Source organism: Pedobacter sp. HMWF019 (assembly GCF_003061025.1).
Lineage (GTDB): Bacteria > Bacteroidota > Bacteroidia > Sphingobacteriales > Sphingobacteriaceae > Pedobacter.
The window spans coordinates 6213-20972 of the sequence record NZ_QAIL01000444.1; the positions used below are offsets into that span (position 1 = coordinate 6213).

General features: G+C 43.8%; 10 protein-coding genes and 1 riboswitch. Of the genes, 4 read left to right on the forward strand and 6 right to left on the reverse strand.

Features of this window, described 5'->3' with window-relative positions; translation table 11 throughout:
- From DBR11_RS23520 to DBR11_RS23530, 3 genes are all read left to right on the forward strand, one after another.
- Nucleotides 1-1661 (forward strand): SusC/RagA family TonB-linked outer membrane protein (locus tag DBR11_RS23520; protein ID WP_158275368.1); only part of this gene is annotated, 1661 nt, incomplete at its 5' end.
- 23 nt (nucleotides 1662-1684) lie between these two features.
- Nucleotides 1685-3163 (forward strand): RagB/SusD family nutrient uptake outer membrane protein, encoded by a 1479-nt coding sequence (locus DBR11_RS23525; RefSeq protein WP_108555038.1) that lies wholly within the window; start codon nucleotides 1685-1687, stop codon nucleotides 3161-3163.
- Between the two features lie 58 nt (nucleotides 3164-3221).
- Entirely contained in the window at nucleotides 3222-3935 is a 714-nt protein-coding gene (locus DBR11_RS23530) for an SGNH/GDSL hydrolase family protein (RefSeq protein ID WP_108555045.1), read from the forward strand.
- A 42-nt stretch (nucleotides 3936-3977) separates the two neighbouring features.
- Here the strand turns inward: DBR11_RS23530 and DBR11_RS23535 are convergent, their stop codons facing one another.
- The 5 genes from DBR11_RS23535 to DBR11_RS23555 all read right to left on the reverse strand — a co-directional run bounded on the left by DBR11_RS23535 (nucleotide 3978) and on the right by DBR11_RS23555 (nucleotide 12483).
- Nucleotides 3978-5846, reverse strand: a complete 1869-nt coding sequence (locus DBR11_RS23535; protein WP_108555039.1) for an alkaline phosphatase — start codon at nucleotides 5844-5846, stop codon at nucleotides 3978-3980.
- Complete coding sequence (locus DBR11_RS23540) at nucleotides 5840-7363, reverse strand: RagB/SusD family nutrient uptake outer membrane protein (RefSeq protein ID WP_108555040.1); 1524 nt, start codon at nucleotides 7361-7363, stop codon at nucleotides 5840-5842. Before DBR11_RS23540 ends, DBR11_RS23535 begins: the two co-directional genes overlap by 7 nt.
- 18 nt (nucleotides 7364-7381) lie before the next feature.
- Nucleotides 7382-10777 (reverse strand): TonB-dependent receptor, encoded by a 3396-nt coding sequence (locus DBR11_RS23545; RefSeq protein ID WP_233260877.1) that lies wholly within the window; start codon nucleotides 10775-10777, stop codon nucleotides 7382-7384.
- Between the two features lie 134 nt (nucleotides 10778-10911).
- On the reverse strand, nucleotides 10912-11871 hold the full coding sequence (locus DBR11_RS23550) for a FecR family protein (protein WP_108555041.1): 960 nt from the start codon (nucleotides 11869-11871) through the stop codon (nucleotides 10912-10914).
- Between the two features lie 57 nt (nucleotides 11872-11928).
- Complete coding sequence (locus DBR11_RS23555) at nucleotides 11929-12483, reverse strand: RNA polymerase sigma-70 factor (protein WP_146186643.1); 555 nt, start codon at nucleotides 12481-12483, stop codon at nucleotides 11929-11931.
- A 198-nt stretch (nucleotides 12484-12681) separates the two neighbouring features.
- Nucleotides 12682-12781, forward strand: a riboswitch (SAM riboswitch).
- 58 nt (nucleotides 12782-12839) lie between these two features.
- On the opposite strand from DBR11_RS23555, the gene DBR11_RS23560 reads away from it, so the two are divergent.
- Nucleotides 12840-14003: a cysteine desulfurase family protein gene (locus DBR11_RS23560; protein WP_108555043.1), complete on the forward strand. Its 1164-nt coding sequence runs from the start codon at nucleotides 12840-12842 to the stop codon at nucleotides 14001-14003.
- A gap of 174 nt (nucleotides 14004-14177) precedes the next feature.
- Here DBR11_RS23560 and DBR11_RS23565 read toward each other — a convergent pair whose 3' ends face one another.
- Nucleotides 14178-14759, reverse strand: coding sequence for a porin family protein (locus DBR11_RS23565; RefSeq protein WP_108555044.1), 582 nt, complete (start codon nucleotides 14757-14759; stop codon nucleotides 14178-14180).
- Nucleotide 14760: the final 1 nt, after the last annotated feature.

Here is a 14760-nt window from a genome sequence, read left to right on the forward strand (position 1 = left end):
AAAACCCCGGCTTTGAAAATGCACCTTCTGCCAGCCGGGGAAGTGCAGCTACGGGAACCAATACAGGAACCATCTGGCTTTGGGAAAATACCTTAACCTACAAAACAACCTTGAATAAAGATCACTATCTGACCCTGCTGGCTGGCCAGTCTGTACAAAATTCCAGTTTGTTTACTTCTAGTTCTTCTGGATACGGATTCCCCTCCAATGCCGTTCCCTATCTTTTTGCAGCCAGCATTAAACAAACGATGTCCAGCTATGAAGAACAATGGGGCCTGATGAGCTATTTCTTCAGAGCCAACTATAACTACAAAGATCTGTATTATGCCTCAGCCAGTATGCGGGCCGATGGTTCCAGTCGTTTTGCCGCCAACCACAGGTTTGGTTATTTTCCGGCAGCTTCAGTAGCCTGGCGGATGTCTAACGAATCTTTTTTCCAAAAAAGCGACTTCCTGTCAGAATTAAAAATACGGGCCAGCTTTGGTGCCAATGGAAATCAGAACGTTGGTGTCAACGACCGGTTCAGTACTTTTGGTACTGGTTACAATTACAGCAATTACAATGGAGACGGCAGTGTAGCCGGTGGAATTGCACCTGAAAAGATCGGTAATGACCAGTTGAAATGGGAAACCACCTATCAGTATGATGCCGGTGTGGACATGGAATTGTTTAACCAACGGCTCACCTTAACTGCTGATGTGTATTTAAAAAGGACCAAAGACTTGCTCACCAATGTACCTTTATCTCCCAGCTCTGGTTCTGAGAATCTCGTCATCGTACAGAACCTCGGGCAGGTGCAAAACAAAGGATTTGAACTGGGCATCAATACCATTAATCTCCGCTCAGCAGAAGGTTTGAACTGGAACACCCAGTTTAATTTCAGTTTAAACCGGAACAAAATACTGGATCTGGGTACGCTGATTGACGATTCGGGCCAACAGGTGAACCGACAGATTATCGGTGACTATTCTATAAATGAAAAAGGACAACCCTTGGGTGCCTTTTACGGATATGTGGTTAAAGGAATCTTCCAAACCCCGGCAGAAGTAGCTGCTGCACCTGTACAGCCCAATGCCGCACCCGGAGACCTTCGTTTCGAAGACCTGAACGGTGATGGTGTTATTGACGCCAAAGACCGGAAAGTTATAGGAAACCCTAATCCTAAATTTATAGCAGGAATCACCAATACCCTGAGCTATAAAGGTTTTGAGCTCAGTTTCTTTTTCCAGGGCAGCTTTGGAAACAAGATTTTTAATCAGAACCGGACACTGTTGGAAAATATGATCAATCCTTTTAACCAATCGGTCGTTGTACTCAACAGCTGGACACATGCCGGGCAAGACACTAATATCCCAAGAGAAGTGTATGGTGATCCGAATGGTAATGCCAGTTTCTCTACCCAATACCTGGAAAGTGGCACCTATGTACGCCTCAAGAACCTGACCTTTGGTTATACCTTCCCATCGGCCTTCCTGAAAAAAATGCGGATGAGCTCTTTGAGGATCTTTATGACAGGTCAGAACCTGCTCACCTTTACCAAGTACAAAGGCTACGATCCTGAAGTCAACGCAGATCCTCTATCCAATACCGGCTTTGGAAGGGATTACGGCGTATATCCACCTGCCAGAACCTATACGGCAGGCTTAAGTGTTCAGTTCTAATTGATTATATAAAGCGAAACGAGATGAAAACATATATCAACAAAATTCTTCTGGCAGCCCTTTTAATCACCGGAACGGTTTCCTGCAAGAAGGTGCTTGACAAAACGCCACTCACCAGTATTACAGATACGAATTTCTTTAAAAACGGAGATGATGCCGAATCAGCCATCACGGGCTGTTACGATGCCCTGCAGGACGACAGCTACTATGGCTCTGTGTTGAACGTGATGGGCGAAATGCCCTCCGATAATGCCACCTCGGATAATGCCGACGTATTTGCCCTGGATAAGATCCAGTGGACAGCAACCACCAGCCAACCTGGAAGACTGTATCAGCAAGCCTTTAAAGCCATTAACCGCGCCAACTCAGTCCTTAAGTATGTGCCGGGAATCAGCACCCGGCTAAGCCCTCAGCGCAGGGATCAAATCCTGGGTGAGGCCTACTTCTTAAGAGCGTTGCACTATTTTAACCTGGTCAAATGCTTTGGAGGCGTTCCACTACACCTGTTGCCAACAGAAGCCGAAAGCCAGTCGGCCATGGCCCGTTCAACAGCAGATCAGGTTTATGCCCAGATAGAAAGCGATCTGGGGCAGGCCGAAAACCTGTTGCCCCTAACTTATGGCGGCCTCAGTATAGACCGTACAAGAGCCACCAAAGGTTCCGCCAAGGCGCTGCAGGCCAGGGTTTACCTGTATGAAAGAAAATGGTCCATGTCTGCTATGGCGGCTGCTAAAGTCATCAGCAACAGCAATTATGGCACGGGTTTAACAACACCATTTCCAGATCTTTTTCCGTTTAAAAACAACCAGGAATCGATTTTTGAAGTACAGTTTGCCGGTGCAGATGATGGAAGCTTTACTTTACCAGATCTGGTTCTGCCTTCACCACCAGCGTCCTATTCTTTTCCAAAATACGATATCCCGACCAATGAACTGATTAAGTATGCCGATACCCTGAACGACATCCGCTGGAAACGGATAGGTCCGGTAGAAGGGGGCATTAGTTATGCGAGTGTAGTCTACGGCGGAGCAGGTTCAGGCAATGACAATGGCTGGTTTGTCTATAAATGGAGAAGCACCAATTTCTTCGCCAGTAAGGACAACTATCCCGTATTGACTCTCGACGACATTTACCTGGTCTATGCCGAAGCCTCCAACGAGCAAAGCGGCCCTACATCTGATGCCCTGGAAAAACTAAATGCCATTCGTCACCGTGCAGGCCTTCTTAACTTGTTACTCACAGATCTGCCTACAAAAAATGCATTCAGAGATGAAGTAGACCGACAAAGAAGGCTGGAACTTGCCTTTCAGGGAGACCGTTGGTTTGATCTGGTCAGGTACAGCAACCAAACCGCAGCTGATCCCTCGGCAGCTCATAAAATTTCAGCGCTTGATATCATTTTCCAACAAAGAAAAACAGTAAACACCAATTATTTGCTCTACCCGCTTCCTTTGCAGGAGCTGAATTCCAATCCACTGGCCAAACAAAACCCTGGATTTTAAATATTATCCATTTATGCGGGGAAGAATTGTTATTTTTCTCCGCATCATTCTAAGAACCATGAATAAAAAAACAATAAAACATGTTAAAATCGTTTCCACTCTTCTCTTACTGGGAATTTTTGGTAACCGAGCCTCTGCTCAAGACTGGCCGGCACTTAAATTCTATCAGGAAGCGAATCAAAGAGCAGACCAGGAACATCCTAAGGAAAAAAGGGTTGTTTTTATGGGCAATTCGATCACCCAGATCTGGGGAGATATTGATCCTGGTTTTTTTGAACAGCATAAGAATTTTATTAACCGGGGGATCAGCGGTCAGACCACGCCACAGATGGTCTTGAGGTTCAGGCAGGACGTAATTAACCTCAAGCCTGCCGTTGTTGTTATTTTAGGTGGAACGAATGATATTGCCGGAAATACCGGTCCGGCTACCCTGGATGAAATTTTCGGGAACCTGGTTTCTATGATGGAACTGGCCAAGGCAAACCATATCCATGTCGTTATTTCATCGATCCTTCCTGTTTTTGACTATCCCTGGAAAAAGGGACTGGAACCTGCCGGGAAAATCATAGAATTGAATGAGCGCTTAAAAAAGTACGCCGCACAACAGCATAATGTATATCTGGATTACCATAGCGTTATGAAAGATGAAAGGAACGGATTAAAATCCAGCCTGACTCGAGATGGGGTGCACCCAACATTGGCAGGCTATAAGATCATGGAACCTCTGCTGGAGAAAGCGATAAGCCAGGCCCTGAACCAAAAATACAAGTAAAAAGAAAGCTGTCCGGCATAAATTACCAGGACAGCCTCTTTTTTATTTGCGTTTATTCAGCTCTAGAACCTTCAGGATCTTATGGAAGATCTCATTGTTTGGATAAGTTCCCCTAAACTCGTCCGAGCGGGGTCCATAAGCAAATACAGGTACACTGATATTGGTGTGGTCATTGGTACTAAACTCTCCGCTGATCATTCCGTTTTCTGCAGAAGCATCCAGTAAGGTCAGTCCACCTGTTTCATGGTCTGCAGTAATAACCACCAGGGTTTCTCCGTCCTGATCAGCAAAACGTAAGGCAGCTTCGATCGTCTTGTCGAAATCATGCAGTTCTGTAACCACATAGGGAAGATCATTCGCATGGCCCCCATAGTCAATCTGGGCACCTTCTGCCATAATAAAAAAGCCTTTCTTATTGGCAGCGAGCATTTTGATACTTTGTACCAAAGACTGTTTGAGCATGTCGTCCCGGCCGTTTTTAACTGGCCTGGTTGCTTCATCGGGCAATAGAACCAATTGCTTTCCTGTGCTTTCTTTGGTGAAATCAGCCAATGAAGTATTCAACTTAAAACCTTTGGCTGCCAGTTGAGCCATCAGCGAAGCGTCTTTGTTCTGAAGAAAGCTCTTTTGATTAGAGCCCACCAGAATCTCGGTTTTACTGTCCAGAAGATCATGTGCAATTTCCTGACTCATGGAACGATCCAGCTGGTGAGCATAGAAAACAGCAGGTGTAGCATCTGTAATATCTCCTACACTGATGATACCACTCTTGATTCCATAGTTCGCAAGGGTATCGACCAGATTGGCCCTTTTTTTATTGTCGGTACCCATACCTATATAACGGTTGTTGGTCTTTTCGCCCATAGCGAAAGCCGAGCCGCCGGCAGCTGAATCTGTATTGCCACTGTTTGCCGCAGCAGTTTGCGAAAAGCCACTATTGCGGATCCGGGTCATGTTCAGATCGCCATGATTGGCAATAGAACCAGCATGGATCTGGGCCAGTCCCATACCATCACCAATGAGTAAAATAACATTCTTTACCGGCTTTTTTGATCCGTCAGATTTGTAATCCGGCGTATAGACCGGATAAGCCACAGGATTGGTATAGGTCAGCTTGTCCTTATGGAGGTAGAACTCTTTTAACTTTTCCGGATGATCCGTATTGATCCAGTCTACCCCTAGTTTTTCGAGCACAATCCAGGTATTTGGACTGTCCTGGGTAGCCCAGAAGCGGAAGGGCTTGTCCATTTGATGCGCCTGATCAATTACCGCTTTGAGTTTCGCCTCATCGGGTGGAGTTGGCGTACCCTTTCCATTCCAAACCGTATAGCTCTTCAATTCATCACTGATCATCGCGATGCGTTTCAGTTGGTCTGCGGTATAAGCTTTGTTTGGCCGGCCGTCAAAAGAAATATAGTCCGGATAGCGGCTAAATTCTGATGGTGCAGGAATATCTCCGCTGAGTACAATCCGGATGGCCTTTGGATTGATTGTACTGTTGAATATGTTCTGATAAGCACTCAAATCTTTGATCAGCTGCGGAATAACATGCTGGTAATCTTCTTTGATATCGATGACCAGCTGGAGCTTTAGGGCAGGATCTTTATAGGGCTGATTTCCATTTTTAATGTAAAAGCGGTAAAGCGGTTCCAGGTAGAAGTTTTTTAAAGTAGCTTCTGCGCTGATCTCTGTAGAATCATGCGCGACAAACAGCTGTCCTTTTTTTAAAAATACATCGGCCTCAATAGAACCCATGCCAGCATAATACGCCGTCAATAAAGGAATATTCTGATGATAGTCGTTATGGCTATGGCCCTGGTTGTAACCAAGTGAGGTTTGAGCAACAGTACCGAAGCTGAAAAATAACCCGGCGGCAAGAACCGCCGGGCATATAAAGTGTTTAATTACCATCCTGCATTTTGTTTGATGACCCCATTACTGTTGTCTATTTCTTTCTGTGGAACAGCCCATACATCATTTACCTGTGGGTTGAAATTTCTGGCTGCCCAGATCACATTTCCCTGCGAATCGTGCAAAGGTTTAGCGTAAGCCGCCTGTGCATCACCCCATCTCACCAAGTCGCGGTGACGGTCTGCCCATTCTCCAGCCAGTTCATTACGGCGTTCTCTTTTCAGATCGGCAAGGGTCATTCCCGTTTTTGGTGTCAAACCTGCCCGTACCCTGATGCGGTTCAGTTCTTTATCTCCTGCGCCCGCACCGCCCAGTTGAATGGCTGCCTCTGCTTTAATCAACAACACCTCTGCAAAGCGCATTAATGGAACATTAAGATCAGTTGTGCCATTATCTCCATTGGGATTAACATGTAAAGGAATCGGATTCGCATAGCTGAAAGGCTCCATATATTTCTTGAACTGGTAGTCAGAAGTTGCACCGCCATCTTTGGTAAAACTGCGCATTGCACCAAAATACAGAAACTGATCGCCGGGCTTTAAAATAGTCGCCTCTCTGCGTTGGTCGCCGGTTTCATAAGAATCATACAACTCCTTAGTTGGCAGGTAATATCCCCAGCCGTTATACAACGTCCAGCCTTTATTGGTCAGCATCACACCAGGTAATTTACTGCCCCAGCCAGTCCCGCCGCCATTTGGTGTACAAACCACAGACCAGATGTATTCTTTAGACCAGTTGTTGGCCGCCTTAAACACATCTGCAAAACCTGTATTTACCAAATCGTGTTTCCCGGAGTTGATCACCATATCCGAGTATTTAACCGCATTGGCATAATCTTTTTTAAACAGGTAAACTTTAGATAAATAAGACCAGGCCGCTGTTTTGTGTGCCTTTCCATAATCAGCAGGTTGCATATCCGTAAAATAAGGCAGGTTGTCTGCTGCCTTCAACAGGAGCTGGATAATATAATCGTAGTTTTCATTTACATTAGCGGCTCTTGGTGTAGCTGTTGCAGGATCCGTTTCCGGGCTGACGATAGGTATACCAGCCTTTTCATTGCCATAATTTGAGGCCAGCTGAAAATAAACCAGGCCAGCATTGAAATAAGCATCACCAATGATCTGCTTTTTCAATTGCTCATCCATCTGAATGGCCGGGACATTTTTGATGATGTCATTCGCCCGTTTGATGGTCGCATAGCGCATAGACCATTGTGATTCTGTGTAACCACCACCAATATAGTTCCGGTTGAAATTTTTAATATTGTCTGCTTCAGGTTTGTTCCTTCCGGTAACCATATCATCGCTGGCATTGATAAACCAGAACATACCTCTTCCATAATAATCCTCGTCATTGTATTTTTCATACATACCCGCTTCCGCCTTAATCGCATCTTCTTTAGTCTTCCAGAAGTTTCCCGCAGAAGGCGCACCTTCAGGTGTAATGTCCAGTTGTTTTGAGCAGGAACTCAGGAGCGCCAGGGCGCCTATTGTCATATATTTTATACTTTGTCTCATTTCTCTTCTTTTTAAAAATTATAAATTCACACTTAATCCAAGCAGGAAGCTTCTGGCTTGCGGATAACGTCCTACATCCAATCCGTTGTTGTCCATCCCGATTTCCGGATCAAATCCTGAGTATTTGGTGATGGTAAACAGGTTGTTTGAGGTGGCGTAAATACGCACAGCTCCTGTTCTTAATTTGTTGCTTACTGATTTAGGTAGGGTATAGCCCAGGGTGAGGTTCCTTAAGCGCAGGTAAGAACCACTTTCTACATAGAAATCAGAAGCATTGAAGTTACCATTGGCATCAGAAGTAGAAATAATCGGTACTTTTCCATTTGGATTTTCAGGAGACCAGGCATCCAGAATTCCAACCAGTTTGTTATAAGAAGGGCCGCTGGCGCTATACGTAGTGCGTTTCACTGCATTAAACAATTTATTGCCATAGACACCCTGTGCAAAAATATTCAGGTCAAAGTTTTTATAGTTGGCATTGAAGCTCAAACCATAAGTAAAGTTTGGATAGGCACTGCCTGCAAAATAACGGTCTTTACCATCAATTGAACCACTGTCGTCCAGGTCGGCAAATTTAAAATCACCCGGTTTAGCGTTGGGTTGAATTTTAACCCCTTTAGAGTTTTTATAGTTGTCTACTTCTGCCTGTGTCTGGAAAATACCCTGAGTTTTCAACACATAATAGCTGTATAAAGGCTGTCCGTCTGCGATATATAAAGGCGCAACTTCGTTCCTGAAATTTGTAGAGGGCGTGATGCTGTTGAGCCCCGGAGCAAGTTCGATCACTTTATTTTTTAGTTTGGTTAAAGTCGCATTGATGGAATAGGTAAATTCCCTGTTTTTCTGGCTGTTGTACGTCAATCCCAGCTCAATACCCTTATCCTGTACCACACCGGCATTGATGGTCTGACTGTTCAAACCTGAGGTTCCAGGCAAGGGTCTGGTCAGGATCATATCCGAGGTGTTTTTGATAAAATAGTCTGCAGTCAGTGTCAGGCTGTTTTTTAAAACACCCAGATCCAGACCTATATTGGTTTGTTTAGATTTTGCCCATTTCATGTTAGGGTTGGCCAGAACGGTAGATACATAACCATTTTGTGCAGCAGGTACCTGGCCGAAATAAGCGATGGTACTTTGTAATAAGGGGCTAACATCTTGTGGTGATAAGCTGGCCAGGTTACCCAGTAAACCATAACTTCCCCTGATTTTGAGTTCGTTTAACCAGGTGCTTTCTGCTAAGAAATTTTCCTTGGTTAATACCCATCCTGCGGAGCCTGAATAATAATACTGATACTTGTTATCTGATTTAGGGAGTAAAGAAGAGCCATCATGACGGCCGATTAAGGAAAGGAGATATTTATCTGAATAGGTATAATTTGCTCTTAGGAAAAGAGAAGATATCGCTTCTTTAACCACATCACTTATTGCAGGTTCAAATACCGTTGCGTTAACCAAATACCGTCTGGAAGGAGACTCATCATCAAATCCATGTCCAATCACAGAAAAGCCCTTAGAGCTCTTCTTCTGGAAAGAATAACCACCTGTAAAATCCAAATGGTGCAAATTGATATCTGTTTTGTAAGATAACACTTGCTCTGCAAGAATGTCGTTCAGGGTTCTTTGTTTTTCTTCCAGCGAATTGATGAGTACAGGTTTTCCTACTTCCGGACGTTTGGGTGTAAAAATAGTAGAGTTGTAAAAACCCTTGGTTACACTTAAATTAGATCTGAAGGTCAGGCCTTTTGCCAGGTTAATTACCGCATAAGGATTCACGATCAATGTGTTTTCCGGCTTGTTTACATCCAAACGCATCAAATCAGCAACCGGATTCACGATATCTCCGTAGTCTCCGGCATACTGTCCACCAGGTAAACCCGCAAAAGATCCGTCTGGATTATAAGGTGTACCGTTTGTTGGGTAATAAATAGCAGAAAGCAAAGCGCCTGTATAGTCGCTGCTGGTATTTGCGCCCTGTCCGTTGGTGCTGCTGAAAGATAAATTCTCGCCCACTTTTAACCAGGAGGTCAGCTGATGATCAGAATTGATCCGGAAATTATAGCGCTTTGCATTGGTATTTAATACAATGCCTTCCGCTTTCCTGTAATTGAAGCTCAGGAAGATATTTGATTTTTCTGTTCCACCAGAAATACCCAGGTTATAATCTTGTGTATTTCCTGTTTTGAAAACCTCATCCATCCAATTGGTTCTGGTGATCTGTCCATCAGGATATTTTGCAGGATCAAAAGCGGGAAGAATGGCAGTTCCACCGTTTTTAGCTGCAGTAGCAGCTACCATAGCACGTTGAGCAGCGTTTAGCGGCTGCAATTTTTTCCAGGCGCTCTGCGTTCCATATTTTCCATCAAATGTAATTTGCATTTTACCACTTTTGCCTCTTTTAGTGGTGATCAGGATAACCCCACCGGATGCTCTTGCTCCATAGATGGCAGCAGCCCCATCTTTCAATACAGAAATGGATTCAATGTCGTTTGGATTGATAACCGGCGCGCCATATCCAATAGTTCCGTCTGCTCTTGTTATAGGGGGGCCAGTAACAATAGAACCATCCACCACATATAAAGGGTTTTCTCCATTAATTCCACCAGAACCCCTGATGTTTATCCTTGGGCCCGATGTTGGGTCTCCACCTTCATTGGTTACAATAACACCAGGCGCTTTCCCTGCCAGAACCTCCCCAATGCTGTTTACCGAGCGGGAATTCAGCTGATCCAGAGAAACGGTACTGACAGCACCGCTTAGCGTGGCTTTTTTCTGCGTTCCATAACCCACAACAATCACTTCACTCAGCAGGGACTTGTCTTCCTGCAAAATAACCGTTATATCGTCGCTTCCTGCAAATTTTACCTGTTTGGTTTTGTAACCGACCATAGAAAAAACCAAGACTGCATCCTCTGGCGCAGAAATAGAGAACTTTCCGTTCGCATCGGTTGTGGTGGCTTTTGAAGTTCCCTGTACTTTTACCGATACCCCCGGCATGGTTATTCCTGTAGAATCTTTTACCACACCTTTAAGGATCCGATCTGCTTTTTTAGGCGGCTCCGGAAGGCTTCTAAGTAAAATATAATCGCCTTTTTCAGTATAGATCAGGCCTAGTTTTTTTAGAACAGAAGCTACTTTCTCATTTTTTGAAAAGTCGCTTTCTGCTTTGTGCCCTGCAAGCAAGTCTGGATTGTACACAAAATGAAGGCCGGTTGCACTTTCAATCTCTTTGATCAGGGAAATAGCAGACCGGTCTTTGGCTGCTTTCAGGCTCACCGTACTTTTTTCCATTTTTTGTGCCATGGAAGGAGAGGCCAAAAGCGCCCCGCAGAAGGTACACAGGACAGAAAAAGTTAATAAGGAGTATTTCATGGCTTTATAAAGAGCTGGTAACCTCTTCTTTGAGGATTTTTTCATATTTTTATTTGTTTTATAACATTAAATCGTGTTTTAAAATAAGCTGGGCGGTTCAATTGGCGTTAGAAGCCCGGCTCCAAAAATTACCGGTGCTGATCTGATCAGTACCGGTTTATACATTTTCTTCTATACACTCATTTTTTATACACATTAAAGGTTTTATGATCGTCTGATTGGTTAAATTTTAGGTGGTGAAGGCTGCATAGGATATCCAGGATCTCTTCTGGTTTTTGCCTGGTATTAAAGGAGGCGGTACATCTTCGGTTGCCCAGCGCCTGGTTGTCCAGGTCAATCTGAATACTGTAAGCATAAGCAAGTTTTTCGAATACCTTTTTTAAAGGTGTCCCTTCAAAAACAAGGTCAATATATACGGGCTGAGGCGTGTAACTGATTGCAGCAAGCTGTCTCTTTTTATCATAGGCGATCTGCTGGCCTTTAACCAGGGTACCGAATACCTGGTTCGAATTTCCCACAGCAACTTTTCCTGTTACAACTGAAACTTCAATTTTCGGGCTCAAATGATAGGATTTGATCCGAAAGGAGGTTCCCAGAACCTTGGTATAGATGCCTTCTGAAGTTTGAACAGTAAAGGGCCGTTTTTCCTCGTGCGCAATTTTAAAGAAAGCCTCCCCTTCTGTCAGTTTAACCAAACGGCTGTTGTTTTTAAACTTTGCAGGATAAACAATCCGCGAGGAGGGATTCAGTGTAATTTGGGAACCATCGGGCAGAACAAGGTCTTTTTTTTCACCAGATAGAGTAGCAACGGTCACCAGTTTTTCAGGGAGGACCTGCTGTCGCGAAAAATGCCAAAAGGCCAATCCGCTTCCGCAAACAACAACCAGCACCGCTGCAGCGCGGAGTACAAACTGCAGCATAGGAAGCTTTTTGTGAATCGTTCTTGTTTCTTTGGCCATTTCCTCCTGAATCCGGGTGGATATCCGGGCGTGGATCTTTTCTTTGGCAGAGGGATTTAACTGCACAGATTGTTTATCATATTCCGCGTACCATTTTTCCACCTGGTTGCGCTCAGTTGGAGTTGCGGTATGGTCCGTATATTTTTGGAGCAGTATGCTGGCTCTTTCTTCTTTTGTCATCTATATACATGTCAGTTCAAAAAAAGAATGGTACTATCCAATACCGTTAAGCTTGGGTTAAGTTTGTGTTAACAGGACCAGAATGCTTAAGATTAGCAAATAAGACAATCTTTTCTTTACGACTTTCAGTGCTGCAGAAATTTGATTTTTAACCGTTTGGGCAGACAGGTTCAGCTCCATGGAAATCTCCTGTATGGTTTTTTCCTGTTTCCTGCTCATCGAAAATATAAGCCGCATCTTATCGGGCAGTTCCAATATAGCTTCATCAATTTCTTTATGGAGGTCTTTTAGCATCAGCTGGCTTTCCGCCGACGCAGCGCTTTGTTCTCCAACCAGCATGGTCAGATCGTCCTGATGTTTTTCTTTAACAATCGCCGATTTAAAATAATTGATCACTTTATACTTTACAGCGCCTTGCAGATAAGCCCCAAGGCTTCCTTCAATAACCAGACGTTCCCGGTTTTCCCAAAGAGAGATGAATATTTCCTGCGTAATGTCTTGTGCAACCTCTTCATCACGCACTCTTTTGTAGGCACTCTCTAAAACAGCCTCCCAGTAATTGCGGTAAATGTTTTCCATCGCAAGCCGGTCTCCTTGTTTTAAGGAAGTCACCAGATCAGGTATAGAAAGGGTAGCCGTTGTTTCGATGTTAAAATTTTTAACAAATCTACATCGGCAATATTCCCTTAATGTTAAGAAATCCTTAAAGTGGATACGAACAAAAGGAATAAAAAAAATATTTTATAAAAAGTATACTTAATTGGTAGACTATTATTACCTTTGCTTTAAGAATTCGTTCTTAAACGTATTTACTTATCCAGAAAGACTGAGGGAAAGGCCCTGTGACGTCTTAGCAACCTGTTATCGTATAAGGTGCTAACTCCTTCCGCATGTTGCGGAAAGATAAGATTGATGATTCCATCTGAATTTCTGAATAAGTAGCTTTTATCAAATTTTAAATTAAAAAGATGAAGATTTACTTAGACAATGCCGCCACAACACCATTAAGCCGAGAAGTTTTTCAAGCAATGGAACCCTATCTTTTCGAGAATTTTGGAAACCCATCTTCCGCCCATCAGCATGGCAAAGCCGCAAGAACAGCTATTGAACAATCCAGAGGTATTATTGCTGACCTGCTGGAAGCGAGCCCCGAACAAATTGTTTTTACCTCTGGCGGAACTGAAGCCGACAATACCGCAATCGTTTCAGCTATCCGCTCCAAAGGAATCCGGCTGGCCATCACTACACCTTTTGAGCATCATGCGGTTCTGAATACATTGAGAAATTTGCAGCGCAATGGGGAGATCAGGCTGGTCTATTTAAAGCATGATGAAAAAGGAAATTTATCACTTTCACACCTGGACCAGCTCCTGTCTACTCATGATAAGGCTTTTGTATCTGTAATGCATGGAAACAATGAAATTGGAAATCTGAATGATATTCATGAAATTGGTGACGTCTGTAAAAGCTACGGCGCAATATTTCACACAGATACTGTTCAGACCATGGGGCAGTACAGGTACAACACCTCAAAATTAAATACAGATTTTTTAGTTGGTTCTGCTCATAAATTTCATGGTCCCAAGGGAATCGGCTTCTTGTATAAACGTTCTCTAGCGCCACTGCAGCCCTTGATCAATGGTGGGTCTCAGGAAAAAGGACAGCGTAGCGGCACTGAAAATGTGACCGGTATTGTCGGTCTGGCCAAAGCCCTGGAGCTGGCTTACAGGAATTCATCAGTTTATCAACCGCACATTCGTCATCTTAAAGAAAAAATGATTTATAATCTGATCAGCAAAATCCCGGGAATCAAATTTAACGGTAACTCCGCTTTAGATCAACTGAGTCTGGCTACCGTACTGAGTGTATCCCTTCCAACTCCTGCAGGAGGACAGTCTCCTTTGGTTTATCTGGACCAAAATAACATTTGTGCTTCTGGCGGAAGTGCCTGTAGCAGCCATTCTAATGCAGGTTCTCATGTTCTTGGTGCATTAGGCGGCGATTTTGACCGCACAACCATTCGCTTTTCTTTTAGCCGTTACAATACTGAAGAAGAGATCGACTATGTTGTAGACAAGCTGGCAAGCTTATATGTAAAAGAAACCCTCAGAGAGATGAGTACTGTGTGTTAGATAAATCCGTAGTGGTTCAGTATGACTGCGGTGTAACTACAAAATGAGTGCGCGTTGAGTGCGCCTTTTATTAATAAAAAGGCGCACTCAACGCGCACTCAACGCGCACTCATGGCGCACTCATGGCGCAGTCATACTGAACCAACTAAGTGCTTTTACACCAAAAGGAAGGATTTAGAATTTATAACCAAAGCCAACAGAAAACACCTGGTTTTTATATTCAGGGGTTTGGGTACTGCCATTTTGATTGTTCTTTTGGAAATCCAATGCATAACGGCCATGAATGTCGACATTGCTGTTGATGTCATAACGGAAACCAATAACACCTCCAAACAGGCTTTTCTTGAAGCGGTCTGCATCATCTTCAACAATTTTCTCTTCTGCCGAACCAAAACCATTTTGAAATTTGTTTTTGGTCGATAGCAGGAAAGAAACTTCTGGACCTACCACCAGATGTAACGGGCTTGCCCCAAGCTTAATCGTTGCCAAAACAGGAATGTCAATAAAATTCGTGGTCTGTGTAAATTCTCCAACATCAGAGGTGAGTTTATAGCCCTTTTGAGAATACAAGAGTTCCGGTGTAATCGCCAGGCCCTCTATCAGGTTAACATCCAGCGTTAAACCTGCATTAAAGCCTGGGTTTATTTTGGTGCTGAAATTATTGTTCCCATTATCTTTGATGATGTTAGGAAGATTAAGCCCGGCTTTAATACCGATTCTTATTGGACTTTGAGCGTGTACAGCACCTGCAACCAAC